The sequence below is a fragment of the Stenotrophomonas maltophilia group sp. SKK55 genome, assembly GCF_057179845.1.
Genome location: NZ_JBXUHP010000059.1, coordinates 264,036 through 287,131 on the forward strand (window position 1 = coordinate 264,036; position 23,096 = coordinate 287,131).

Sequence of the window (23,096 nt, forward strand, 5' to 3'; positions counted from 1 at the left end):
GTAGTTCCATGAAGATGATCTCCCGTTCCGTACTGGCCGTGACCGCCACCTTTGCCCTGGCCGGTGCTGCCCAGGCTGCCGACATCGTCGGTGCGGCCAGCCCGGCCACCGATTCGCAGCTGTACGTCAAGGTCGGTGCTTCCGAAGTCAACGGCGGCCCGCACAGTGCCGGCAAGGCCGGCATCGGTGTCGGCACCGTCTCCAACGCCAAGCCGGTCGATTTCCAGGGTCTGGCCGCATACTCGGCCCCCACCACCGTGGGCAACGTGACCGTGCGCACGCTGGCCATGCCGATCACCGGCACCCCGGGCAACCATGCCGGCATGGGCCACTTCAACTTCGTCAAGGTGGGCAGTGGCGATGTGTGGTTCGGTGAATGGTCCAAGGATGGCGCCGCGGGTGGCTTCAACAACCGCCAGGTGTACTTCGCTGGCGACCGTGCGGGCACCACGTTGCCCAGCGGCACCGCCACGTACGCGGTGGCCGGCCTGAACAAATTCAACGGCAGCAACCTGCTCAGCGGCACTTTCGCCGCGAACTTCGGTACCGGCAAGCTGACCGGCGGCCTGGCCGGTGGTGGCCAGACGCTGGCGATCAACGCCAACATCAACAGCGCTGATGCGTCCTTCGCCGGCACCGCTGTGGCCAACGGTTCGGTCACCGGCAACAGCCAGGGCCAGTTCTTCGGCGCCAACGCCGCCACCCTGGCCGGTATCGCTACGTTCGCCGGCAACAGCCAGTACGACACCGCCTTCGGCGGCAGCAAGAACTGATTGCCACGCCCCTGACGGGGCAGGGCAGGGACAAGCCGCGATCCGCCAGTCCCTGCTTCGGCCCGCTGCATGCACCGCCACGGATCGCCCATGCGCCACCCCATCTTCCTTGTGTTCCTGCTGCTGGTTGCCGCCGACGTGTGCGCCCAGCAGGACGATCTGCGCCGCGTGCTCGAACAGGGCAGCGAACTGCGCCACCAGCAGCAGGACCAGCAGCGCCTGCAGCAAGCCGAATCACAGCGGCCGACGCTCACCATCGATGGCAAGACCGTGCGGGTGGAGCGCACCGTTGATGATCTCGGCCAGGCCCTCTACCTGTCGTTGCAGCACCAGCAGTGGCCGGCCGCCGCGGCGTTCCTGGCCGAATACATCGAGCTTCCGGGGCACGATCCGCTGCTGCGCCACTACGCGCAGGGTGCGTTGGCCCGCGTGGCCGGTGACCATCCGCGCGCTGCACAGGAGTACGAAGCGCTGCTGGCAGCGCAGCCGGACTTCCTGCCCGCCCGCCTTGAACTGGCACGCGTCTATGCCGAAGACCAGCGCGACCGCGAGGCGGTGGCATTGTTCGGTGCAATCAAGGCCGGTATCGACAGCAACGATCCGGCCACCGCAGGTGTCCGCGCTCGTGTGGACAGCTATCTGGACGCGTTGCAGGCACGCAGGCGCTGGAAGGCGGCGGTCGCCGCCGGGCCTGCATGGAGCGACAACATCAACCGCAGTTCGGCCAGCCGCACCTGCCTGTTCGTCGTCGGCGACACCTGCCTCATCGAACGCACGCTGCCCGAAGCGCAGCGCGCCACCGGCCTGGACTACGACGCCAACCTGGAACGGCGCTGGGCGTTGGCCGGCCATCATGGACTTTACGTGCGCGGTCTCGCTTTCGGTCAGGCATGGCGCGGGTACAGTGCATACAACGAGCTCAACGCCAGCGTGCAGGCCGGTTACAGCTGGCGCAGTGCACGGCACACCCTGCAGCTGGCGCCGAGCTATGACTTCCAGGCGCTGGGCAACCACGCTCTGCAGGGCGGCAGCGGCGTACACGGCGAGTGGCAGTACGCCCTGGACGGGCGCAGCCTGCTCAAGCTGGAGGCCGACTGGAAGCGCCAGCGCTATCGGCAGCCGGGCCTGGCTGACAACTACGATGGCGATCTGGCAGCGCTGTATGCCACCTGGTTCCGCGCGCTCAATCCGCGCTGGACCCTGTTCGCGGGCATGGACCTGAGCGACAGCAGCGCTGCCGACCCGGCCAACGGCTACCGCCAGCGCGGCCTGCGGCTGGGCGCGGCGCGCCAGTGGAGTGGCACCACGGCCACGGTGTTCGTGTCGTTGCGTCACCGTCACTACGATGCCTGGAGTCCGTTGCTGGAGGCGCGCAGGCAGGACGACGAACAGAACCTGATCGCCATCGTGCGCAGCGAGCGGCTGGCGGTGGGCGGGCTGGTGCCCAGCCTGAGCCTGCGCTACGCCCGTATCGACAGCAACGTCGGTTGGCTGTACAGCCATGACCGCGGCCTGCTCAGCCTGAAATGGGAGCGTGCGTTCTGAACGCACCGCTGCAAGGCCGGAGTGAATGCGCCGCGGCTCCGATCTTCATCGATCATCACGCGCCCTTGTAGCCCGGTTCGCGCATCCTACGACCGTTGCGGCGGAGGTGGGCCGCGTGTATCGAGGAGCGCCGGTCGTGCTGGAAGCGGGCAACAAACCAGAAGGCCTGAAAGGGTTGAGAGTACTGGTGGCGGAAGATGAATTCGCCATCGCGATGTTCCTGGTGGACTACCTGGAGCTGAAGGGCGCGCAGGTGGTGGGGCCGGCCGGGGACCTGCAGGCACTCGGCCGGCTGCTGGATGACAATCCCATCGATGTGGCCCTGCTGGACATCAACCTGGGCGGTGAACAGGTGTACCCGCTGGCCGACCGGTTGGCCGAAGCGGGTACGCCGTTCATGCTGACCTCTGGCTACGATGACAACCTGCCCAGCCGCTTCGCGGATGCCCCCCGCTGCACCAAGCCCTATCACATCGAGGCCCTGGTCCAGCAGCTGGCGGGACTGGTGGCGACGCCGCAGGCCCCTGCGGGCATCGCCTGATTGCGCGGCATGTCGCGCCGCACCGAAGGCCTCCGGGCCGTTGAGCGCCCGGCGGGCATGCCGCCGTCGCTGCAGGCGGATGCGCGCCATGACGGCATGGCCGCCCGTATTGCCCGGCACGACTGGTCAGGCACGCCACTGGGTGCGATCGAGCAATGGCCGCCGCACCTGCGCGCCACCGTCGACCTGATGCTTGCGCACGGCTTTCCGATGATCGTGCTGTGGGGCGAGCAGCTGGTGCAGCTCTACAACGATGGCTATGCCGAGATCCTGGCTGACAAGCATCCTGGCGGACTGGGCCAGCCGACGCGCGAATGCTGGCCCGAGGTCTGGCACATCAACGGCCCGATCTACCAGCGTGTGTGGCAGGGCGAGACCATCACCTATGAGGACAAGCTCTATCCGCTGGCGCGGCGGGGGCGCTTGGAGGATGTCTGGTTCACCATCACCTACAGCCCCATACGCGGAGAGGACGGGTGCATCAACGGCGTGCTGGTGACCATGTTCGAAACGACAGCCGCGCACGTTGCGCAGGCGGCCCGCGAACGCGAGGAACAGAAGCGCCGTGAGAGCGACCGCCGGTTGGCGCTGGCCTTCAAGGTGCTGCCGGTGGGTGTCTGCATTGTCGATGCCGACGGCAACCTGCAACTGTCCAACGACCAGATGCGGACCTATCTTCCCACCGGCAAGGTGCCCTCCACGGATCGCCCCAACCACTACCGGTGGCAGGGTACGCATCCCGATGGCTCGCGCATCGAACCCCACGATTTCGCCATCGCCCGCGCCCTGCGGGGGGAGACGATGGTCCCAGGCCTGGAGTTCCAGTTCATCCATGACGATGGGCGCGCGCGCTGGACGCGTGTCGCCGCCGCACCGCTGCGTGATGCCGATGGCGGGGTGAGTGGCGTGTTCGCGATCGCCGTGGACATCGACGACCTCAAGCGTGCCACCGAGCGCCAATCGGTGCTGCTGGCCGAACTGCAGCATCGCGTGCGCAACATCATGTCGACCATCCATGCCCTTGCCTGGCGGACCCGCGCATCGGTCGGCAGCGTGGACGAGTATGCCGAGCGCCTGTGCGCGCGGCTGATGTCACTGGCGCGCACGCAGAGCCTGTTGACCCGTGGCGCCAATGTAGGGGTCTGCCTGCGCGGCATGCTCGAGCAGGAGATCGCGGCGCAGACACCGGCCGCCGCCGCCTATCACCTGCAGGGTGAGGATGTGCTGTTGCCACCGAAGGCGGCCGAAGTACTGTCGCTGGCCATCCATGAGCTGGCCACCAATGCGTTGCGGTATGGCGCGCTGGCCCACGAGGACGGCCGGATCGATGTCTGCTGGCACCTGCAGGTGCAGGATGGGCAGCCGTGGCTGGGCCTGCACTGGTGCGAGCGCCATGCCGAGGTGGAGGGGTGGGAGATGCCACGCCAGCGTGGCCTGGGCCGGGTCCTGATCGAGCAGCGGGTGCCCTATGAACTGGCCGGCAGCGGCGAGCTGCGCTTTACCCCGCAAGGCCTGGATGCCTGGATCCGCTTCCCGCTGCGCGAGCGTGACAGCCTGCTGCAGACCGACGCCCCGGACGCTGGGGCGCCGGGGTGAAAAGGGATTTATCCCCAATTTGGCCAAATTGGGTATAGTGGCTGTCATCCACCCTGTCTGGAGCCGTGCCATGACCCTGCCGCTGGATCTGCCTTGCCTTGAAAAAGCCCCGGCCTCGTCGGTGAAGACCCGGGGCTGGCCGAGCCTGATGCGCACCGTGCGCGAAAAGCAGGCGCTGGTCATCACCAACCACAATCACCCGGAAGCGGTGATCGTGGACATCCGTACCTACCAGGAGCTGCTGGCCAAGGCCGCGGGTGGCGATGCCGGTGAGCGCAACGAAGAGCTGCTGCGCCTGCGCAGCGAATTCGACCAGAAGCTGGCCGGGCTGCAGCGCGGGGAGGGGCTGGGCAAGGTGCTGGGCCAGCCGATCCGGCGCGGCCGCAAGGTCACCCTCGGCCGCCCGCTCTGATCGATGGGACGCATCCTGGCGCTGGCCGGCGTCAATGGCGCCGGCAAGAGTTCGCTGCTGGGCAACTGGCTGGACGCCGAAGGGCTGAGCTGGTTCAACCCGGACTCGTTCACCCGTCGCCTGGTCGACGCCGGCTGGCCGCTGCCGGAGGCCAACGCCGAGGCATGGCAGGAAGGCACCCGCCGCCTGCGCCAGGCCATGGCCGAGGGCACCGACTTCGCCTTCGAGACGACGCTCGGCGGCAACACCATTCCGCGCCTGCTGCTCGAGGCCTGCGAACGGCATCAGGTGGCGATCTGGTTCTGTGGGCTGGCCGATGTCGAGCTGCACATCGCCCGTGTTGCGGCGCGGGTGGCCGCTGGCGGCCACGATATTCCGGTGGAGAGGATCCGCGCGCGCTTCGATTCCGCGCGCGCGAACCTGCTGGAGCTGCTGCCACACCTGGCCGAGCTGCACGTCTACGACAACAGCGCACCGGCCGACGCACAGGGCTGCGTGGTGCCGCTGCCGGTACTGGCCATGGCTGCAGGCGAACTGCAATACCCCATTGCGGTAGCCGACCTGCTGCACACGCCCGGCTGGGCCAAGCCCATCGTGATGCGTGCGATGGAATTGAACAGCCTGCGCTAGATCCACGCCATGCGTGGATGCCTTGGCTGTGGTTAGACTGGCCGCACACCCAAGGAGGATGACATGCACGGACCTGCGATGTTCCGCTCCACTTCGATCTGCCTGGCGCTTGCTGCGCTGGCGCTGTCCAGCTTGACGGCGGTGGCTGCGCCGGCCGCGTCCAAGCGGGTGGTGGCGCCGCCCAGCCTGGTACAAGCGTATCGGGCCGCCGAAGCCAATCTGCGGCTGATTCCCGGCGACGACATTGAATCCGAGTTCCGTCCGGTGTGGACCGCTGTTGCCGATCTCGATGGCGACGGCCGTGCCGAGGTCGTGTATTTCTACACGTCCACCTACACCGGCGGCAGCTTCGCCCAGCGCAACGTTGTTGCGGTGATGACCGCGTTGGCCGAGAACGATCCGCGGGGCCAGGAGAACCCGAAGAGCCTGTCGCCGGTGGAGGCAGAGGACTATGCCGCCATCCGCAGGTATGGCTATGGCGACGACGCGTTCGAACAGATTCCAGGCGCCATCCATGCCATCCGCATCCAGGGTGATCGCATCATTGTCGATTTCACCGTCAGTGCCGGGGCGACGGTCTGCGAATGGAAGAGCCCAAATCGCCACGTCTGTCCGCCGGACGGGAACTACACCTGGACGCTGCGTTGGACGCCGGGAAAGCTGGCGCGCATCAAGACGTAGCGCCAGTGGCGCCGCAGATCCACGCCATGCGTGGATCGCGTTTTGCACCCGATCTCAGGCAGGCTTCACCTGCTCGGGCTCGGCAACATCCGGCAGCGGCGGCAGGGTCGGGTCCACCGTCACCGGCACATCGCTCTTCAGCAGCGCAGCGGCTTCCTTCCTGCAGCCGACCGCCGGCGGTGAGCCGCGCAGCGGCAGGCCAGCGGTTTCCTTCACGAACAGCATGGTCACCAGGCCGATCACCGCCGCGCCCATCAGGTAATAGGCCGGCACCAGCGGGTCGCCGGTGCGTTCCACCAGCCACGCGGTCACCAGCGGCGTGGTGCCGCCGAACAGCGACACCGACACATTGAAGGCGATCGACAGCGCGCTGTAGCGCACCGGGGTGTAGAACAGCGCCGGCAGCGTGGACGGCATCGAACTGGTGAAGCACACCAGCGCCAGGCCCAGCAGCATCAGGCCGAGGAAGATCAGCCCGTCATGGCCGCTGCCGACCAGCAGCAGGCACGGAATGGCCAGCACCAGCAGCGCGATGCAGGCACCGATGATCATCGGGCGGCGGCCCAGCTTGTCACTGAACACGCCGCCGACGATGTTCAGCGGCATCATCACCAGCATCACGATGATGATCAGCAGCAGGCCCTTGCTCTCGGCGTAGCCCATGGTGACGCTGAGGTAGCTGGGCATGTAGGTCAACAGCATGTAATCGGTGACGTTGAACACCAGCACCAGGCCCATGCACACCAGCAGCTGGCGGCCATGCACCTGGAACAGCGCGCGCAGCCCCGGCCGGTCGTGTTCGCGCTTCTCGGCTTCCTCGGCGAAGGCGCGGAACGCCGGGGTTTCCTCCAGCTTCATGCGCATGTACAGGCCGAGCAGGCCCAGCGGGCCGGCCACCAGGAACGGAATGCGCCAGCCCCAGTCCAGCATCTGCTCGCTGCTCAACAGCATGTGCAGCGCGGTCACGGTACCGGCGCCGGCGATGTAGCCGCCCAGCGTGCCGAACTCCAGCCAGCTGCCCATCAGGCCGCGGTTGCGGTCGGTAGAGTATTCGGCGATGAAGGTCGCCGCGCCGCCATATTCACCGCCGGTGGAAAAGCCCTGCACCACGCGTGCGAGCAGCAACAGCACCGGTGCCCAGATGCCGATGCGCTCGTAGGCGGGGATCAGGCCGATCGAAAAGGTGCCCAGCGCCATCAGGACCATGGTGAACGCCAGCACTTTCTGGCGGCCGTAGCGATCACCCAGCGGGCCGAACACCAGGCCGCCCAGCGGCCGTACCAGGAACGCCACGGTGAAAGTGGCGAACGCGGCGATCACCTGCGCGGTGGGATTGCTGGAGGGGAAGAAGACTTGGCCGATGGTGACCGCCAGATAGCCGTAGACACCGAAATCGAACCATTCCATCGCGTTGCCCAGTGCAGCGGCGCCAACGGCGCGCTTGAGCATGGGCTTGTCGACCACCGTGATCTCATCGACCTTCAGGTGGCGGCGGCGCTTGAACCAGCCAAAGTGGGCGTGTGCATCGAGGGTGTCCTGCATGGGGACTCCTTGTTGAGTAAATACGGTGCGGAATAGACGGTGTGGTGTGTCCCGAGAAACGGAAACGGCGATGCAGGCGCAGGTGGAGCAGGGGCATCGGGGCTGGGGGAATGTGCGCACGCACGACGCCACGCGCACGAGATCGCACCGCAGTAACGGTGGACATGCGGAAACACACCGCTGCAGCCGCGCAATCAGCGGCCAGCGGTCACATCAGCGTGGGAATGCAGGCAGAGCGCCTGCGGGCGTCATCCGCCGGGATCCAGCGCGAGGCGATGGAAGGGCAGGGCGGGCGCCATCGTGGCAAGCGAAGCGCCGGTCGGCAGTGCTTCCCACGTAACAGGTGCGCCCGTCACGTAGTGGGTCGTGTCGATCATCGGTTCATGATAACGGCATCGGTGTGAGCATGCGGAGAAGCGGGCTGATCTGCACGCTGTGTTCCATTGCGCCTGTTCATCCGCAATGCATGCGATGACACGCGTTGAACGAACCTTGGCCGCAGCCCTCACGCAGTGCTGTCTACGGTAGTGCCGAACGCAATCGAGAAGGAGCATCGCATGACCCGTCGCATTCCCGAAGGCACCCTGATCGTCGTTGCCGATGGTGGTTCGGCCCGCGTGTTCACCAACGTGGGCAGCGAACATCAGCTTGCGTTGAAGCAGGAAGGTGAGCTGCGCCTGCAGGACATCAGCGAGCAGGGTATCTCAGGTCAGGGGCCGGCCGGTGCGGTGCCGAAGGACATGTCCATTTCCCAGCTCAACGAGGCGACGTTCGCCAAGCAGGTGGCTGAGCAGCTCAACGAAGATGCCTTGAATAATCGCTATGCACACCTGGTACTGGTGGCAGACCCGACCACGCTGGGCCGTATCCGCCCGCTGCTGCACAAGGAGGTCCAGGCGCGCCTGCTGGGCGATATTGCCAAGGACCTGACCAATTCACCGGTGGAGGACATCCAGAAGGCCTTGGCGGGGTAACGACCATGCCGTTCATGCGTGACTACCCGGCGGCGGAGCCCGCCGACGCGGACGTGGAAGCTCAGGCGGGCTGGCTGCTGCTCGAGTTCGGTGCACCCTGGTGTGGCCATTGCCAGGCCGCGCAGCCCACACTCCAGGCGTTTGTGGACGCCCATGATCTGGTGCATTGGAAGATCGAAGATGGCAAGGGAAAGCCACTGGGGCGTGCCTTCAAGGTAAAACTGTGGCCCACCGTGGTGCTGCTGCATAACGGCCAGGAAGTGGCGCGGGTGGTGAGGCCGGTCGAAAGCGCCGACCTCGCTACGTTGCAGGGCGCATTGCCGGGTTGACGGCAGCAGTCGCTGCCTGCGGCCCGAACCGCGCCGAGCAGGCTTGGCTGCATTGCGGTCTAGTGATAGGTCACCTTTTCCGCTTCCGCGCGCAACTTCTGCAGCAGGCAACGCCCATGCTGGCTCAGCATGACCATCGCATTGGCGATCTCTTTGGCGTTGTAGCCCATCGGTGCGGGTGGCTTCGGCTCGGGGCCGTACTGCTCGCCGATGAGGATGGCCATGCCTTCGGCACTGTTGAGGGCGTGTTCGATGCGCTGGAACAGCGATTCCATGGCCGGGCTGAGCGGACGTTGGGTCATGCGGGAACTCCTTGGGAAGCGAAGGCCACCGCAAGGGTGGCGGGCGATGCGAGGTTGGAACTTCGGCTGAGCTTTGGGAAAAGCCGGAGGGCCATTCGGCCGCCGCGCACCGCCCGCCGTAGTTACGGCAAGCAGATCCCAAAGCTCAAAACGGGGTTCCAATCCCGGCAGCGGCGTTTGCGCTGCGTTGCCATCCTGGGCAGATCGAGGCGCTGCATACCAATTGATGGTTCGTCTCGCTTTCTCCCGTTTCGAAGGCGCGGTCTTTCAGAGGTGCATGTGTGGACATCCATTGGCGTATCGGCACCGATCGGGAGGCGGGAGACCGCAAGGCTATGAGGCGACTCGTCGTCCGGCCATGCAATTACGTGCAAATCATCGTGCCGGTTCCGGCGGCCGCACTGCAGCATGCGACAAGACAGGCCCGGTGCTAGGATCCGACTACCACCTGAATCGATCCAAATGCCGATGCCCACGCTGGACCGTCGCCTCCTGATCGCCTTCGCTGCCACCGCCATGCTTGTCACCGGTACCGCCTTGGCGGCCCCGTCGAAATCCGCCGCCGAACGCGCCTATGCCTCGGTCGACCCGTTCATCGGCACCGGTGGCGAAGGCCACACCTACCCGGGGGCCACGGTGCCGTTCGGCATGGTCCAGCTCAGCCCGGACACGCGCATCCAGCCGCGCGAAAAGGCCTATGGCTGGGCCGCAGGCTACCGCTATGACGACAGCAGCATCGTCGGCTTCTCGCACACGCACTTCTCCGGCACCGGTCATTCAGACCTGGGCGACATCCTGCTGATGCCGTTCACCGGCAATCCGGGCCTGGAGCGCGGCGATCCGGAGAAGCCGCGCAGCGGCTATGCATCGCGCTTCCGCCACGCTGACGAGAAGGCCGAGCCGGGCTACTACGCGGTCACCCTGGATGACTACAAGGTACGCGCCGAACTGACCACCAGTACCCGCGTGGGCGTGCACCGCTATGCCTTCCCCAAGGGCACCGACGCCAAGGTGCTGCTGGACATGCGTACCAGCATGTATGACTACCCGGGCAAGGTGCTGTGGTCGCGGGTACGGGTGCGCGCCGACGGTACGGTGACCGGCTTCCGCGAGACGCGCGGCTGGGCGCCGGGCCGCCAGCTGTATTTCGCGATGCGTTTCTCGCGCCCGCTGGCCGGGCACGAGCTGCACAACACCGAGCAGGACATCGTCTACAAGGGCTTCCCGCCGCCGGGTGAGAAGGATCCCGCGCAGCGCGCCCAGATCGAAGGCCGACAGCTGGTCGGCACGTTCGCATTCGGCAAGCTGGATGCACCGCTGGTGGTGAAGGTGGCGATCTCGCCGGTCAGCGAAGCCGGCGCCATCGCCAACCTCGACGCGGAAGTGGCCGACTTCGATTTCGATCGCGTGCGTGCACAGGCGAAGCAGGAGTGGACGCAGGCGCTGTCGGTACTCGATATCGACGCCCCCGAGCATGCGCGGCGCAGTGCCTATACCGCGCTGTACCACACCCTGCTGGGGCCGACGCTGTTCATGGATGCCGATGGCCAGTACCGCGGTTCGGACAACGCAGTGCACAAGGCCGACGGCTTCACGCACTATTCCACGTTCTCGCTGTGGGACACCTACCGTGCGCTGCACCCGTTGCTGACGCTGGTGCAGCCGGAGAAGCGCAACAGCGACTTCGTCAATTCCATGCTTGCCCACCATGAGCACAGCCCGTACGGCATGCTGCCGGTATGGTCGTTCCATGGCCTGGAAGACTGGTGCATGATCGGCTACCACGCCGTGCCGGTGATCGCCGATGCCTACGTGAAGGGCATTCGTGGCTTCGACGCCGACAAGGCGCTGAAGGCAATGGTCGAGACCGCCAATTACGGTCCCTATGACGGCATCGCGCAGTACCGCGAGCTGGGCTACGTGCCGATCGACGAGGAGGGCGAAGCAGCCAGCAAGACGCTGGAATACGCCTTCGACGACTGGACCATCGCACGCATGGCGCAGGCCATGGGCAAGGCCGATATCGCGGCGACCTTCGACAAGCGCGCAGGCAACTGGCGCAATGCCTTCGACAAGGACACCGGCTTCATGCGCGCACGCAAGCGCGATGGCAGTTTCCGCACGCCCTTCGACCCCAGCGCCAGCGGCTACGGCACCGACTACACCGAAGGCAATGCCTGGCAGTATTCGTGGTACGTGCCGCAGGACGTCGCCGGGTTGGCGGCCGCGCACGGTGGCAGCGACCAGCTGCTCGCGCGCCTGGACGAGGTGTTCAACGCCAAGGTGGATCCATCGATCTTCGAGCACATGGAAGACATCACCGGCCTGATCGGCTGGTATGCCCACGGCAACGAGCCCAGCCACCACGTGGCCTACCTGTATTCGTATGCCGGCCAGCCGTGGCGCACGCAGGCGCGCCTGAAGCAGATCATGGATACCCAGTACGCCGACCGTCCCGATGGCCTGGCCGGCAATGATGACGTCGGCCAGATGTCGGCGTGGTATGTGTTCACCGCGCTGGGCTTCTACCCGGTTGCACCGGGTTCGGGCGAGTACATTCTTGGCCGTCCGTTCCTGCCGAAGACCGCGATGCGCCTGCCCAACGGCAAGACGTTCACCATCGTGGCCGAGGGGCTGGATGACGCGCACACGTACGTGGGCAGCGTGACGTTGAACGGCAAGCCGCTGCAGCGTACCTTCCTGCGCCACGACGAGATCCTGGCCGGTGGCGAACTGCGCTTCAGCATGCAGGCCGAGCCGAACAAGGACTGGCCGGGGCAGGGCGCGCAGGCGCCGTATTCGATGAGCCGATGACGCGCACTCGGTAGGTGCCAACCTTGGTTGGCACGCTTCACGGGTGACCGGGAACCTGTAGAGCCGAGCCCATGCTCGGCTCAGGCATCGTGCCAGGAGCAGCCGAGCATGGGCTCGGCTCTACAAGGGCAATTCAACAACGCTCAGCGGAACCGCAGCCCCACGCGCGCGCCACCGAGCGGCGCCGTTTCGATCTTCAACATCGCACCATGCCGTTGCGCGATCTCGGCCACGATCGCCAGGCCCAGCCCGCAGCCGTCGCCCTCGCTGCTGGCCCGGTAGAAGCGTTCCGTGACGCGCGCGCGTTCCGCTTCGGCGATGCCGGCGCCGTCATCGTCCACCCCCACCTGCACGCCGTCGGTCTCCTGCCGAACGCCGAGGGTGATCACTCCGGGCGCGGCGCCATAGCGCAGCGCGTTGTCCAGCAGGTTGCCCAGCGCCTCGCGCAGCAGCTGTGGATCGCCCTGTACCTGCACGCTGTCGTCGGGTCCGTCGTAACCCAGATCCACGCCTGCAGCCAACGCACGATCGGCGTAACGCTCGACCACGCCACGCGCCAGCGCGGCCAGGTCCAGCGGCCGCAGCGGCAGCGCGCTGCCCTGTGGATCTTCCGAGCGGCTGAGCATCAGCAGCTGATTGACCAGGTGCTGCAGCCGCGCCAGCCCGGCCAGCGTGCCGGACAGCGCCAGTTGCTGCGCTTGTGGATCATGCTGGCGCAGGGAACTCTCCAGCTCCACCTGCATCGCAGCAAGCGGCGTGCGCAGCTGGTGCGCGGCGTTGCTGACGAAGCGCCGTTGCGCCGCCTGCATCGCATCCAACCGGTGCAGCAGCGCGTTATAGGCTTCCACCGCCGGCCACAGTTCGCGTGGCGCTTCCTGTGCGGGTTCCAAGGGCGCCAGTGGGTCCGGGCGGGGGCTGGCCAGCTTCCGTGCGACCAGGTTGGCGTGGCGTGCGGCGGCTCCGGTGCCCGACCACGCCAGCCACGCCGCCAGTGCCAGGATCGCGGCCTGGAACGGGATGCTGGTCAGCAGCAGCTTGCGTTCCAGCCGGTGGCGCTTGCGCAGCGTCTCGGCCACGCGCAGCCGGATATCGTGGCCGGGCCCGGCGCTGACCACGACTTCGACCATGCGCACCGGCTGCCCGCGTAGGCGCGCATCGTAATAAACCGCGTCGTCGCTTGAAGCGGCGGTGGCCGGGCGGGGCAGGGCTTCGGCCAGGTCGCCATACAAGCGTGCACCCGCAGTATCGACCACTTCGCCATGCACTTCGTCGGCGGTGTCCCAGCTGAACATACGTGACACCGCGGGCGTGATCTCGATCGAGGCATGACCCTCCTGCACTGTCACCAGCTCGGACAGCGACATCGCCGAGTCCAGCAGCCAGCGGTCGTAGACCTGGCCGGCGTAGAAACGGGCCAGCGCGAACGAACCCACCGCGCTGCACAGCAGCAGCACCAGCAGTGGCAGCCACAGGCGTCTCAGCAGCAGGCCACGCAGGCTGTGCACGCGCTCAGTCACCCACGGCCTCCAAGCGGTATCCAAGCCCACGCAGCATGCGGATGCCGACGCCGGCACGCGCCTGTTCCAGCTTGCGGCGCAGGCGGCTGACATGCACTTCGATCACCGACAGGCTGGCCTCGTGGTCCCAGCTGTACAGCGCGTCGAACAGGCGCTGCTTGGTGACGGTGCGGCCAGGATGCTGCATCAGTGCCTCGACCAGCGACAGCTCGCGGGCGGTCAGTTCGATGCGCTGGCCGTCCACCTGCACTTCATTGCGGATGCTGTCGAAGCACAGGCGACCCAACCGCTTCTGCGCAGGCGCGTCGCTGCGGCGGCGTGACAGCGCACGCAGGCGTGCTTCCAGCTCTCCCAGTGCGAACGGCTTGGCGAGATAGTCGTCGCCTCCCCGGTCGAGGCCGAGGATACGGTCTTCTACACCGTCGCGCGCAGTGAGGATCAGCACCGGCAGGGTCACACCGTCGTTGCGCAGGCGCGAGAGCAGGTCGAGGCCATCGACGTCGGGCAATGAAAGGTCGAGCACCATCACGTCATATGGCGCGCTGGCCAGTGCAGCGGGTGCATGCAGTCCGCGCGAGAGGTGGTCGCACAGATGACCCGTGCCCTGCAGGGCACGGATCAGTCCATCGGCCAGGGCGGCGTCGTCTTCGATCAGCAGGATTCGCATTGCAAGCTTCGTGCAAGGTTGGGGCAAGATTGGCGCAAGTGCGTCACCTTACCGTGACGCGCATGAATTTCTCCCCTTGTCTTGCGGTTGTGTTGGCTGCCCTCCTGTGCGCACCTGCGGCATCGGCACTGTCCCTGCAGGAGGCGCAGCGCGCCATGGAAGCGCATAACCCGGACCTGCGTGCGGCGGCGCTGGAGCTGCGCGGGGTGCAGGGCGACGCGCAGGCCGCCGCGCTGCGCCCGCCCACCGAGCTGTCGATCGGCAGCAGCAAGATCAGCCCGAAGCACGGCATCGGCCCGGGACGCTGGCAGGACAAGCGGGTGGACAGCACGCTGGGCCTGGGCTGGACCTGGGAGCGCGGTGGCAAGCGCGCATTGCGCATCCGCCAGGCCGATGCACTGCTGGAAGTGGCCGGGCTGGAGATGCTCGATACCCGGCGCCGGCAGCAGGTAGCGCTGCATGAGGCCTACTTCGGCCTGAAGCGCGCGCAGGAGCGGGTGCAGATTGCCGAGGCCAACCGCCAGAGTTCGGCCGAACAGATGGCGGCAGCCGACAAGCAGGTTGCCACCGGGGCGATGGCGCCGGTCGATCGCGCGCGGCTGGCGGTGGACGACCTGGCGGTGGCCGACGCGGCGCGCGAGGCAGTGCTGGATCTGCGCGATGCGCGGCATGCGCTGGGCCTGCTGCTCGGCCGTGACGACAGCGGCGACCTGAGCGCCGATGATCCCTGGCCCGACCCCGCAGCCGTTGCCGCAACGCGCGCGTTCGATCCGCAGCAGCGTGCCGATCTGCGTGCGGCGCGTTCGCGCCTGGCCGCGGCCGATGCCGGTGTAGCATTGGCGCGCAGCGAGCGCCATCGCGACGTCCAGCTGGGCGTGGAAGCCGAACGCGAGCCGACCGACATCAGCGGCGTCACCTGGGGTGTGTCATTGACCATCCCGCTGGGCGGCCCGTCGCGTGCACGCGGCGCGATCCAGCGTGCCGAGGCCGACCGTGACAGTGCCGCGCTGGAACTGCAGGTGCTGCAGCGCGAAGCGCGCGCCGAACTGGACCAGTTGCAGGCCAGCGCGCAGTCCGCCGCGCAGCGTCGCAGCGACTATGAAGGGCTGCAGTCCGACGCTTCACGCAAGGCGGTGCGGGGCATCGAACTGGCCTACCGCCGCGGTGCCGCCAGCCTGACCGATCTGCTGGATGCGCGCCGTAGCTGGCGCGACTTCGAGGCTGCGCTGATCGAGGCGCGTGCCGACCATGCCATTGCGTTGGCGCGCTGGGAAGCGGCCACATCCGTTGCTGAAGGAGAGTCCTGATGAAGTCCACTGTCGCCCATCGCCTGCGGGCGCGACACGCCGTGCTGCCGGCCTTGCTGGCGCTGACGCTGCTGGGTGGCTGCGGCCGCGAGCCGGCCTCGTACATCGAGGACGCGCCGCAGATCAGCGGCGGCCAGATCCAGTTTCCGGCCGGCAGTCGCCAGCTGGACGTGCTGCGCAGCGAGGCGGTGACCGCCGGCGCCAGCGCCAGCCTGCAGCTGCCGGGTCGGGTGGCCTGGGACGAGACCCGCTCCAGTGCACTGCGCACGCCATTGGCGGGGCAGGTGGCGCGTATCGATGCGCAGCCGGGGCAGAAAGTGAAGGCGGGCCAGGTGATCGCCTGGATCACTTCGCCCGAGTTCGGCCAGGCCCAGGCCGACGGCGTGCGCGGCCGCGCCGAACTGCAACAGGCCCGCAGGGAACTGGATCGCACCCGCGAGCTGCATGCGGCGGGTGTGGCATCGGGCCGTGAACTGGACGAGGCCGAGGCCAACTTTGCCGGCAGCCAGGCCGATCACGCGCGTGCGACCGCCTTCGCCAAGGCGTATGGCAATGGCCTGCACGTCGACCAGCGCCTGCCGCTGCGCGCCCCCATCGACGGCGTGCTGGTGGAACGGCGGATGAGCCCGGGCATGGCGGTCAGCCCCGACAGCGAACAGCCGTTGGCAGTGATTGGCGATCCGGACCGCTTGTGGTTGCTGCTGGATGTTCCCGAGAGCCAGGCAGGGCGCTTGAGGGCGGGCATGCAGGTGAGCCTGGCCGGCGCCGATGGACGGCCGCTGCAGGCGACTCTGCAGCACGTGGATGACTTCGTCGACAGCGAGCGCCGCGTGGTGCAGGCGCGCGCCGAGCTGGACAACCGGGCACGGGCATTCAAGGCCGGCCAGTACGTGCGTGCGCAGGTGGCGTTGCCGGCCGAGGGCGGTGTCTCGCTTCCGGATGCGGCGGTGCTGCTGATCGACGGCAAGCAGGTGGTGTTCGTGGAGGAAGCAAAGGGCCGCTTCGTGCGCAATGCCGTGCACGCCGAGGAACTGGGTGACGGCCGCCTGTGGGTGCGTGAAGGCCTGGCGGCGGGCAGCAGGGTGGTGGTCGAGGGTGGCCTGCTGCTGCAGCAGCTGGTGGATAGCGCGCCGGCAGCCACCAGCACCGGCACGGGGCACGCCGCCCCATGATCGATCGCCTGATTGCCTATTGCCTGCGCCAGCCACTGATGGTGATGCTGGCGCTGCTGCTGTTCATCGGCGCTGGCATTGCTGCGTTCCGCGTGTTGCCGGTGGAGGCCTTCCCGGATGTGTCCGATACCCAGGTGACGGTCGTATCGCTGCACCCGGGCCGCGCCGCCGAAGAGGTCGAGCGCGAGGTGACGATGCCGCTGGAAGTGGCGCTGTCCGGCATTCCGCATTCGGTGCGGGTGTTCTCGCACACCCAGTTCGGCCTGTCGATGATCATCCTGACCTTCGACGACAAGGCCGATGACTACTTCGCGCGCCAGCAGGTGCTGGAGCGCCTGCAGGGGGTGGAGCTGCCGGAAGGGGTGACCCCGGAACTGGAGGCGATGAGTTCGGCGGTGGGTGAGATCTACCGGTACGTGCTGAAAGGCCCGCACATGAGGCCGACCCAGTTGCGCACCGTGCAGGAATGGACGATGGAGCGCAGCCTGCGCACCGTGCCGGGCGTGGCCGATGTGATCAGTTTCGGCGGCTTCGCGCGCACCTTCCAGGTCAAGCCGGACCTGGACAAGCTGCGTGACCGCGGCATCAGCCTGGGTGAGTTCGCCGAGGCGCTGGAGAAGGGCAGCTCGAATGCCGGCGGCGGCTACGTGGAACGCGGCCAGCAGCAGTTCCTGATCCGTGGCGTAGGCCTGATGCGTTCGCCGGCCGACATCGGCAACGTGGTGGTTACGCAGCGCGGGGGCACGCCAATACTGGTGCGCGACCTGGCCGGCATTTCCGACACCGGCCTGCCCCGGCAGGGCCTGGTCGGCCAGGACGACAATGACGATGCGGTGTTCGGCATGGTGCTGATGCGCAAGGGCGAGAATCCGTCCGACGTGCTCGACGCCCTGCATGCGCGCATCGCGGAGATCGAAGCCAACCAGCTGCCGCACGGGGTCAGCATCGAGCCGTTCTACGACCGCTCGTGGCTGGTCTCGACCACGCTGAAAACCGTCTTCCGCAACCTGCTGGAAGGCGCGGTGCTGGTGTTCCTGGTGCTGTGGCTGTTCCTGTACAACGCCCGCGCCGCACTGATCGTGGCGGCGATGATGCCGCTTGCGCTGCTGTCGACCTTCCTCGGCCTGCATCTGTGGGGCGTGCCGGCCAACCTGCTGTCGCTGGGGGCGATGGACTTCGGCATCATCATCGATGGCGCGGTGATCGTGACCGAGCACATCGTCTCGCGATTGTCGAAGCTGCCACCTGCGGCCGACCGTAAGACACGGTTCTCGACCATTCTTTCGGCAGCGTCGGAAGTGGGCCGGCCGACGTTCTTCTCGATGCTGATCATCATCGCCGCGCACATCCCGATCTTCACCCTGCAGCGCCAGGAAGGCCGCATGTTCGCGCCGATGGCGTACTCGGTGACCTCGGCATTGATCGGCGCGCTGATCCTGGCGCTGACCGTGGTGCCGTTGTTCTGCTACTGGTGGCTGCGGCGCGACCGCATGCGCGACGGCAATCCACTGATGGACCGCCTGACCGGCTGGTACAAGCCGATCCTGGAACGCGCACTGGCCCGCCCGCGTGCGGTGGTGCTGACTGCGGTTGCGCTGCTGGTCGGCACGCTGGCGCTGGGCACAAGGTTGGGTTCGGAGTTCCTGCCCGAGCTGGACGAAGGATCGATCTGGCTGACCGCAACGCTCGACCCGAGCACCAGCCTGGCCGAGGCGCAGCAGCAGTCGCGGCGCATCCGCGAGCTGGTCGGCACCTTCCCGCAGGTATCGACGGTGGTGGCCAAGCTCGGGCGCCCGGAGGATGGCTCCGATGCCAAGGGTGCCAACCAGATCGAGGCGCTGGTGGCGTTGAAGCCGGAGGAAGAGTGGCCGAAGGGCGTGGACAAGCGGCAGCTGGTGAGCGATCTGCAGCGCACGCTGGAGCAGCGCATTCCAGGGCCGGAGTTCTCGATCTCGCAGCCGGTGCGCGACAACATCCTGGAGAGCATCTCGCAGATCAAGGGTCAGGTGGTGATCAAGGTGAGTGGCTCGGATCTGGACGTGCTGAACCAGCAGGCGCAGGCGATCCTGGCCCAGGTGCGTGCGGTGGACGGCGTGGAAAGCGCGTTCATCGATCGCGACGGTTCGCTGCCGCAGTTGCAGATCGACATCGACCGCGACCGCGCCGCGCGCTATGGCTTGAACGTGCGCGACATCGACGCGGTGATCGAGACTGCACTGGGCGGGCGCCAGGTCGGCGAGCTGTGGGAGGGTGACCGCAGGTTCCCGATCACCCTGCGCCTGGACGATGCTGATCGTGACCTGCAGCGGCTGCGCACGGTCCCGGTCGGCATCGGCGATGGGCACACGGTGACATTGTCCGACGTGGCCGACTTCCGCATGGCCAGCGGCGCGATCAACATCTCGCGCGAGAACGCACAGCGGGTGAAGGCAGTGAGCATCTTCATCGCCGGGCGTGACATGGGCAGCGTGGTGGCCGACATGCGCAAGCGCGTGGAGGCCAGCGTGCAGCTGCCGGAAGGCTACCGGCTGGAGTGGTCCGGCGAGTTCGAGAACCAGCAGCGTGCGATGAAGCGGTTGGGCTGGGTGATTCCGCTGTCGGTGCTGATCATCTTCGTGCTGCTGTTCGATGCCTTCAAGGACATCAGCAGCGCGGCGCTGATCCTGGCCAACGTGCCGCTGGCGATGATCGGCGGCATCCTGGCCTTGTGGTTGACCGGCATCCCTCTGTCGGTGTCGGCGGCGATCGGGTTCATCGCGTTGTTCGGGCAGGCGGTACTGAACGGGGTGGTGATGCTCAGTCGCTTCGCCCAGCTGCGCGAGCAGGGCATGGACCTGCTGCAATCCGTGGTGCAGGGCTCGCTGCAGCGCCTGCGCACGGTGCTGATGACCGCGCTGCTGGCGATGTTCGGTTTGCTGCCGATGGCGACCTCGCATGCGATCGGTGCCGAGACCCAGAAGCCGCTGGCTGTGGTGGTGATCGGTGGCCTGCTGTCGGCGATGCTGCTGACCCTGCTGGTACTGCCCACGCTGTACTACTGGGTACACCGGCGCCGCGAGGACCGTAGCGCCTGACCCAACTGTAGAGCCGAGCCCACGCTCGGATGCGTCTGGCCTTCGCGCGAAGAGCAGCCGAGCGTAGGCTCGGCGCTACCGAATCCCCGAGCCACGCGCAGATGCGATCCACGCCATGCGTGGATGCCGTCCGCGCGACCTACACCATCCCACCGTTGGCGCGCAGTACCTGGCCATTGATCCATCCGCCATCGGCACCGGCCAGGAAGGCCACCGCACCGGCGATGTCCTCTGGCGTACCCAGCCGCTCCAGGGGGGGCATCTTCGCCAGCCGCTCGATCAGCTCCGGCGATTTTCCATCCAGGAACAGCTCGGTAGCGGTCGGGCCCGGCGCCACGGCGTTCACGGTGATGTTGCGCCCGCGCAGCTCCTTGCTGAGGATCGCGCCCATCGTCTCCACCGCCGACTTGCTGGCCGCATACACGCTGTAGTTCTCCAGCCGGGTCCCGACCACGCTGGTGGACAGCGTGACGATGCGCCCGGCGTCGCGCACCCGTCGTGCACTTTCGCGCAGCACATTGAAGGCGCCCTTGAGGTTGATGCCGATCACCCGCTCGAACAGGGCATCGTCGGTGTCGGCCAATGGTGCCAACTGCAGTACGCCCGCGCTGTTGACCACCACGTCGATGCCGCCGAAGCGGACTTCGATGGCGTCGAACAGCTGCCGCACCGCCTGCGGATCGGCGACATCGGCCTGAAGCGCAATGGCCTGCGCGCCGGCTGCGCCGAGTTCGGCCGCCAAGGCTTCGGCGTCGCCGCGGCGGCCCGCATAGTTGATCGCGACCGCGTGGCCGTCGGCGGCGAGCCGGCGGGAGATGGCGGCGCCGATGCCACGGGAGCCGCCGGTGACCAGGGCGACAGAGCGGGCGGGGGAGAGGGTCATGGTGGCTTCCACTGGGCACGCCGGAGCGACGCAGGGCCATCTTCGCGCCATCGCACGTTCGGATAATCCTGCATAATCCGCCTACATCATCCGGATAGCCGAACAATGGACCGCTTCACGGCCATGCGCGCCTTCGTCCGTATCGTCGAGCGCCGCAGCTTCACCCGGGCCTCCGAGGACCTCGGGCTGCCGCGCGCCACGGTGACCGACGCGATCAAGGCGCTGGAACAGCGGCTGGGCGTGCGCCTGCTGCACCGGACCACGCGGCAGGTGGTGCCGACGCTGGAAGGCGAAGCCTTCTACGGGCGATGCCTGCGCCTGATCGCCGACATGGACGATGCCGAGGCCGCGTTCCGTGACGCGCCGCCGCGCGGCCCGTTGCGCATTGAAGTGCACGGCACGCTGGGCCGGCACCTGCTGTTTCCGCAGCTGCCGGACTTCCTGCAGCGCTACCCGGAGATCGAACTGGACGTCAGCGAAGGCGACCGCTATGTCGATCTGCTGAGCGAAGGCGTGGATGCGGCGTTGCGGGTGGGGACGCTGGCCGACAGCGATCTGGCGGCGCGCCGGTTGACGATGCTGCGCGAGGTGACGGTGGCCGCGCCGGGCTACCTGCAGGCCAAGGGCGTCCCAGGCAGCATCGAGTCACTGCTGGACGGGCATGAAATGGTTGGCTATCGCTCCAGCGCCACCGGCCAGCTGATTCCCCTGGAGTTCCAGCAGCGCGGGCAGGTGCGTTACCTGCCGCTGCCGGCGCGGGTGCGTGTGTCCGGCGCGGATGCGTTCCTCGGTGCCGCGCTGGCAGGCCTGGGCATCATCCAGGCGCCGCGCTACCGGATGGACCCGTACATCGCGCGCGGGCAGCTGGTCGAGCTGCTGCCTGATGCGCCGCCGACGCCAAGCCCGTTGAGCCTGGTCTACCCGCGCAACCGCACGCCGTCGCCGCGGTTGCGGGTGTTCATCGACTGGGTGGCTGGGGTGTTCGACCAGGCCGAGGTTGCCGGCCAGCGGCCGGCACTACCGGGCCCGGTCAAACAGAGTGGGGTATTGCTTGGGTAGTGCCGGCCGCTGGCCGGCATCACAGCGCTGCCAACGACCCCTGCATGCGATGGAAACTGCCATCGGTGGCGGTGAACCAGGCCAGCGAACGCCCGCCGACGAAGTCATCGACATGCACCACCGATGCGCCATCGGCTTCCTGCCACGAAATGGCATAGACCCCTTCGCTGATCTGCTGCCACTCGCAGGCGGCTTCGCCCTGCGCACCGGCATAGGCGCCGGAGACGATGGCGTACTGCACGTGGCGGCCATCGGCGCTGTAGATGTTGTCAGCGGCCAGGCCGTCATAGCGGACGCGGAAGCGCCGGCCAGCGAACACGGGCAGGTCGGTTGCAGCGTTCATCGAATCGCCACCGGGTTGATGTTGACCTGGGTCGAGCCCACGTACAGCGGTTGGCCGAGTACGAATAGGAATTCCCAGGCCTTGTCTCGGACCAGGGCACGGCTGTCGATCAGCTCCAGGTTGTAGATGCCGCGCTTGGCCAGCATGTACTGGTTGACCGGAAATTCCTCGGCACCGTTCGGGTTCGGGTAGACCTCCGAGGCCCAGGTGTCGCCACCGAAGGCGACGATGCCCTGGTCGGCCAGCCACTTCGCCGCCTCCATGCCGATACCCGGTTCCACGTCCAGGAATTGCGTGTTGTCCTTGCCGATCAGTTCCAGCCAGCCGGTGTTGAACAGCACCACGTCGCCCTTGCGCAGGCTCAGGCCCTGCTTCTTCAGCACGGCCTGGATGTCGGCCACGGTGAACTCGGTGCCGCCGGGCACGATCGCCTTGCCGTAGTACGCGGTCATGTCCAGCACCACGCCGCGGGTGACCATCGGCGGCACCTTCTCGACGCCGAGCTTGCGCACGCCGTCCACGGTGACGAAGTCGGCGGCCCTGTTGCCGTTGTAGTAGACGTTGTCGATGCCGATATGGCCGATGCCGTTGAGCTGGGTGCCAACGCCGGTCCAGGCGTTCACCAGTTCATCGTTGAAGGTGAACCTGTTGGGGCCCAGCGACCTGCCGGCCTGCTGGCCGACCTGCACGTTGTACAGGCGGAAGCTGCGATGGCGGAACGCGGGCAGGTTCTTGTCCACCGGCACCGCCAGCGGATAGGTCTTGCCGGTCCTGACCAGCGAGACCGCGCGCTTGACCACATCCGCGGTCAGCAGGTTGGCCGCGCCGATCTCATCGTTCGCGCCATAGGCAGAGGGATACCAGTCCTCGGCGGTGGCCTGGAAAGACAGCGGTAGGGTAGCCAGTGCAAGCGCGGCCAGGGTCTTCATCTTCAT

At 67.2% G+C, this 23,096-nt stretch carries 22 protein-coding genes; 14 read left to right on the forward strand and 8 right to left on the reverse strand.

Annotated features, from left to right (window positions below):
* The first annotated feature begins 8 nt into the window (after window positions 1-8).
* From AC2A1N_RS19240 to AC2A1N_RS19270, 7 genes are all read left to right on the forward strand, one after another.
* Window positions 9-773, forward strand: a complete 765-nt coding sequence (locus AC2A1N_RS19240; protein ID WP_134968720.1) for a Slam-dependent surface lipoprotein — start codon at window positions 9-11, stop codon at window positions 771-773.
* Window positions 774-863: 90 nt separating this feature from the next.
* Entirely contained in the window at window positions 864-2,318 is a 1,455-nt protein-coding gene (locus AC2A1N_RS19245) for a surface lipoprotein assembly modifier (RefSeq protein WP_154350934.1), read from the forward strand.
* Window positions 2,319-2,454: 136 nt separating this feature from the next.
* Window positions 2,455-2,859, forward strand: coding sequence for a response regulator (locus tag AC2A1N_RS19250; RefSeq protein ID WP_005416747.1), 405 nt, complete (start codon window positions 2,455-2,457; stop codon window positions 2,857-2,859).
* Between the two features lie 9 nt (window positions 2,860-2,868).
* Window positions 2,869-4,455, forward strand: a complete 1,587-nt coding sequence (locus tag AC2A1N_RS19255; protein WP_242890774.1) for a sensor histidine kinase — start codon at window positions 2,869-2,871, stop codon at window positions 4,453-4,455.
* A gap of 70 nt (window positions 4,456-4,525) precedes the next feature.
* Window positions 4,526-4,867 (forward strand): type II toxin-antitoxin system prevent-host-death family antitoxin, encoded by a 342-nt coding sequence (locus AC2A1N_RS19260; protein WP_484373182.1) that lies wholly within the window; start codon window positions 4,526-4,528, stop codon window positions 4,865-4,867.
* Window positions 4,868-4,870: 3 nt separating this feature from the next.
* Window positions 4,871-5,497 carry an ATPase gene (locus AC2A1N_RS19265; protein ID WP_242890776.1) on the forward strand — a complete coding sequence of 209 codons (627 nt, stop codon included), beginning with the start codon at window positions 4,871-4,873 and terminating at the stop codon, window positions 5,495-5,497.
* Between the two features lie 63 nt (window positions 5,498-5,560).
* Window positions 5,561-6,178 carry a hypothetical protein gene (locus tag AC2A1N_RS19270; RefSeq protein WP_484373184.1) on the forward strand — a complete coding sequence of 206 codons (618 nt, stop codon included), beginning with the start codon at window positions 5,561-5,563 and terminating at the stop codon, window positions 6,176-6,178.
* 54 nt (window positions 6,179-6,232) lie between these two features.
* Here the strand turns inward: AC2A1N_RS19270 and proP are convergent, their stop codons facing one another.
* On the reverse strand, window positions 6,233-7,720 hold the full coding sequence (proP, locus tag AC2A1N_RS19275) for a glycine betaine/L-proline transporter ProP (RefSeq protein WP_484373186.1): 1,488 nt from the start codon (window positions 7,718-7,720) through the stop codon (window positions 6,233-6,235).
* 248 nt (window positions 7,721-7,968) lie between these two features.
* Entirely contained in the window at window positions 7,969-8,097 is a 129-nt protein-coding gene (locus AC2A1N_RS19280) for a hypothetical protein (RefSeq protein ID WP_258010766.1), read from the reverse strand.
* Between the two features lie 180 nt (window positions 8,098-8,277).
* On the opposite strand from AC2A1N_RS19280, the gene AC2A1N_RS19285 reads away from it, so the two are divergent.
* Window positions 8,278-8,694, forward strand: coding sequence for a host attachment family protein (locus AC2A1N_RS19285; protein WP_134968715.1), 417 nt, complete (start codon window positions 8,278-8,280; stop codon window positions 8,692-8,694).
* A gap of 5 nt (window positions 8,695-8,699) precedes the next feature.
* Window positions 8,700-9,023 carry a thioredoxin family protein gene (locus tag AC2A1N_RS19290; protein WP_242890789.1) on the forward strand — a complete coding sequence of 108 codons (324 nt, stop codon included), beginning with the start codon at window positions 8,700-8,702 and terminating at the stop codon, window positions 9,021-9,023.
* Window positions 9,024-9,082: 59 nt separating this feature from the next.
* Here the strand turns inward: AC2A1N_RS19290 and AC2A1N_RS19295 are convergent, their stop codons facing one another.
* On the reverse strand, window positions 9,083-9,325 hold the full coding sequence (locus tag AC2A1N_RS19295) for a hypothetical protein (protein WP_032962604.1): 243 nt from the start codon (window positions 9,323-9,325) through the stop codon (window positions 9,083-9,085).
* A gap of 462 nt (window positions 9,326-9,787) precedes the next feature.
* Between AC2A1N_RS19295 and AC2A1N_RS19300 the strand changes: the two genes are divergently transcribed.
* Entirely contained in the window at window positions 9,788-12,139 is a 2,352-nt protein-coding gene (locus tag AC2A1N_RS19300) for a GH92 family glycosyl hydrolase (RefSeq protein WP_242890799.1), read from the forward strand.
* A 143-nt stretch (window positions 12,140-12,282) separates the two neighbouring features.
* On the opposite strand, the gene AC2A1N_RS19305 is transcribed toward AC2A1N_RS19300, so the two are convergent.
* Both AC2A1N_RS19305 and AC2A1N_RS19310 read right to left on the reverse strand, forming a co-directional pair.
* Window positions 12,283-13,656 carry a sensor histidine kinase gene (locus AC2A1N_RS19305; RefSeq protein ID WP_242890807.1) on the reverse strand — a complete coding sequence of 458 codons (1,374 nt, stop codon included), beginning with the start codon at window positions 13,654-13,656 and terminating at the stop codon, window positions 12,283-12,285.
* Window positions 13,649-14,323, reverse strand: a complete 675-nt coding sequence (locus AC2A1N_RS19310) for a response regulator (protein WP_049411549.1) — start codon at window positions 14,321-14,323, stop codon at window positions 13,649-13,651. Before AC2A1N_RS19310 ends, AC2A1N_RS19305 begins: the two co-directional genes overlap by 8 nt.
* A 62-nt stretch (window positions 14,324-14,385) precedes the next feature.
* On the opposite strand from AC2A1N_RS19310, the gene AC2A1N_RS19315 reads away from it, so the two are divergent.
* The 3 genes from AC2A1N_RS19315 to AC2A1N_RS19325 are packed head-to-tail and all read left to right on the forward strand — an operon-like array spanning window position 14,386 to window position 19,876.
* On the forward strand, window positions 14,386-15,630 hold the full coding sequence (locus AC2A1N_RS19315; RefSeq protein ID WP_278252395.1) for a TolC family protein: 1,245 nt from the start codon (window positions 14,386-14,388) through the stop codon (window positions 15,628-15,630).
* Window positions 15,630-16,802 carry an efflux RND transporter periplasmic adaptor subunit gene (locus AC2A1N_RS19320; protein ID WP_231352133.1) on the forward strand — a complete coding sequence of 391 codons (1,173 nt, stop codon included), beginning with the start codon at window positions 15,630-15,632 and terminating at the stop codon, window positions 16,800-16,802. Before AC2A1N_RS19315 ends, AC2A1N_RS19320 begins: the two co-directional genes overlap by 1 nt.
* Window positions 16,799-19,876 (forward strand): efflux RND transporter permease subunit, encoded by a 3,078-nt coding sequence (locus tag AC2A1N_RS19325; RefSeq protein WP_242890811.1) that lies wholly within the window; start codon window positions 16,799-16,801, stop codon window positions 19,874-19,876. Before AC2A1N_RS19320 ends, AC2A1N_RS19325 begins: the two co-directional genes overlap by 4 nt.
* Window positions 19,877-20,015: 139 nt before the next feature.
* On the opposite strand, the gene AC2A1N_RS19330 is transcribed toward AC2A1N_RS19325, so the two are convergent.
* On the reverse strand, window positions 20,016-20,759 hold the full coding sequence (locus tag AC2A1N_RS19330; protein ID WP_061479418.1) for an SDR family oxidoreductase: 744 nt from the start codon (window positions 20,757-20,759) through the stop codon (window positions 20,016-20,018).
* 105 nt (window positions 20,760-20,864) lie between these two features.
* On the opposite strand from AC2A1N_RS19330, the gene AC2A1N_RS19335 reads away from it, so the two are divergent.
* Window positions 20,865-21,818 (forward strand): LysR family transcriptional regulator, encoded by a 954-nt coding sequence (locus tag AC2A1N_RS19335; protein WP_061479417.1) that lies wholly within the window; start codon window positions 20,865-20,867, stop codon window positions 21,816-21,818.
* A gap of 19 nt (window positions 21,819-21,837) precedes the next feature.
* On the opposite strand, the gene AC2A1N_RS19340 is transcribed toward AC2A1N_RS19335, so the two are convergent.
* Together AC2A1N_RS19340 and AC2A1N_RS19345 are read right to left on the reverse strand one after the other, a co-directional pair.
* Window positions 21,838-22,161 carry a MoaF-related domain-containing protein gene (locus tag AC2A1N_RS19340; RefSeq protein WP_061479416.1) on the reverse strand — a complete coding sequence of 108 codons (324 nt, stop codon included), beginning with the start codon at window positions 22,159-22,161 and terminating at the stop codon, window positions 21,838-21,840.
* The gene (locus tag AC2A1N_RS19345) at window positions 22,158-23,096 is read right to left on the reverse strand and encodes a cyclase family protein (RefSeq protein ID WP_082783332.1); all 939 of its coding nucleotides are present in this window, start codon (window positions 23,094-23,096) and stop codon (window positions 22,158-22,160) included. The genes AC2A1N_RS19340 and AC2A1N_RS19345 overlap by 4 nt, the downstream gene beginning before the upstream one ends.

What these genes read in the sequence shown, in the direction of transcription:
- AC2A1N_RS19240 (WP_134968720.1), top strand. Translation starts at nt 9, where the DNA reads ATGAAGATGATCTCCCGTTCCGTACTGGCCGTGACCGCCACCTTTGCC.
- AC2A1N_RS19245 (WP_154350934.1), top strand. Translation starts at nt 864, where the DNA reads ATGCGCCACCCCATCTTCCTTGTGTTCCTGCTGCTGGTTGCCGCCGAC.
- AC2A1N_RS19255 (WP_242890774.1), top strand. Translation starts at nt 2,869, where the DNA reads ATGTCGCGCCGCACCGAAGGCCTCCGGGCCGTTGAGCGCCCGGCGGGC.
- AC2A1N_RS19260 (WP_484373182.1), top strand. Translation starts at nt 4,526, where the DNA reads ATGACCCTGCCGCTGGATCTGCCTTGCCTTGAAAAAGCCCCGGCCTCG.
- AC2A1N_RS19265 (WP_242890776.1), top strand. Translation starts at nt 4,871, where the DNA reads ATGGGACGCATCCTGGCGCTGGCCGGCGTCAATGGCGCCGGCAAGAGT.
- AC2A1N_RS19270 (WP_484373184.1), top strand. Translation starts at nt 5,561, where the DNA reads ATGCACGGACCTGCGATGTTCCGCTCCACTTCGATCTGCCTGGCGCTT.
- proP (WP_484373186.1), bottom strand. Translation starts at nt 7,720, where the DNA reads ATGCAGGACACCCTCGATGCACACGCCCACTTTGGCTGGTTCAAGCGC.
- AC2A1N_RS19280 (WP_258010766.1), bottom strand. Translation starts at nt 8,097, where the DNA reads ATGATCGACACGACCCACTACGTGACGGGCGCACCTGTTACGTGGGAA.
- AC2A1N_RS19285 (WP_134968715.1), top strand. Translation starts at nt 8,278, where the DNA reads ATGACCCGTCGCATTCCCGAAGGCACCCTGATCGTCGTTGCCGATGGT.
- AC2A1N_RS19290 (WP_242890789.1), top strand. Translation starts at nt 8,700, where the DNA reads ATGCCGTTCATGCGTGACTACCCGGCGGCGGAGCCCGCCGACGCGGAC.
- AC2A1N_RS19295 (WP_032962604.1), bottom strand. Translation starts at nt 9,325, where the DNA reads ATGACCCAACGTCCGCTCAGCCCGGCCATGGAATCGCTGTTCCAGCGC.
- AC2A1N_RS19300 (WP_242890799.1), top strand. Translation starts at nt 9,788, where the DNA reads ATGCCGATGCCCACGCTGGACCGTCGCCTCCTGATCGCCTTCGCTGCC.
- AC2A1N_RS19310 (WP_049411549.1), bottom strand. Translation starts at nt 14,323, where the DNA reads ATGCGAATCCTGCTGATCGAAGACGACGCCGCCCTGGCCGATGGACTG.
- AC2A1N_RS19315 (WP_278252395.1), top strand. Translation starts at nt 14,386, where the DNA reads ATGAATTTCTCCCCTTGTCTTGCGGTTGTGTTGGCTGCCCTCCTGTGC.
- AC2A1N_RS19320 (WP_231352133.1), top strand. Translation starts at nt 15,630, where the DNA reads ATGAAGTCCACTGTCGCCCATCGCCTGCGGGCGCGACACGCCGTGCTG.
- AC2A1N_RS19325 (WP_242890811.1), top strand. Translation starts at nt 16,799, where the DNA reads ATGATCGATCGCCTGATTGCCTATTGCCTGCGCCAGCCACTGATGGTG.
- AC2A1N_RS19330 (WP_061479418.1), bottom strand. Translation starts at nt 20,759, where the DNA reads ATGACCCTCTCCCCCGCCCGCTCTGTCGCCCTGGTCACCGGCGGCTCC.
- AC2A1N_RS19335 (WP_061479417.1), top strand. Translation starts at nt 20,865, where the DNA reads ATGGACCGCTTCACGGCCATGCGCGCCTTCGTCCGTATCGTCGAGCGC.
- AC2A1N_RS19340 (WP_061479416.1), bottom strand. Translation starts at nt 22,161, where the DNA reads ATGAACGCTGCAACCGACCTGCCCGTGTTCGCTGGCCGGCGCTTCCGC.
- AC2A1N_RS19345 (WP_082783332.1), bottom strand. Translation starts at nt 23,096, where the DNA reads ATGAAGATGAAGACCCTGGCCGCGCTTGCACTGGCTACCCTACCGCTG.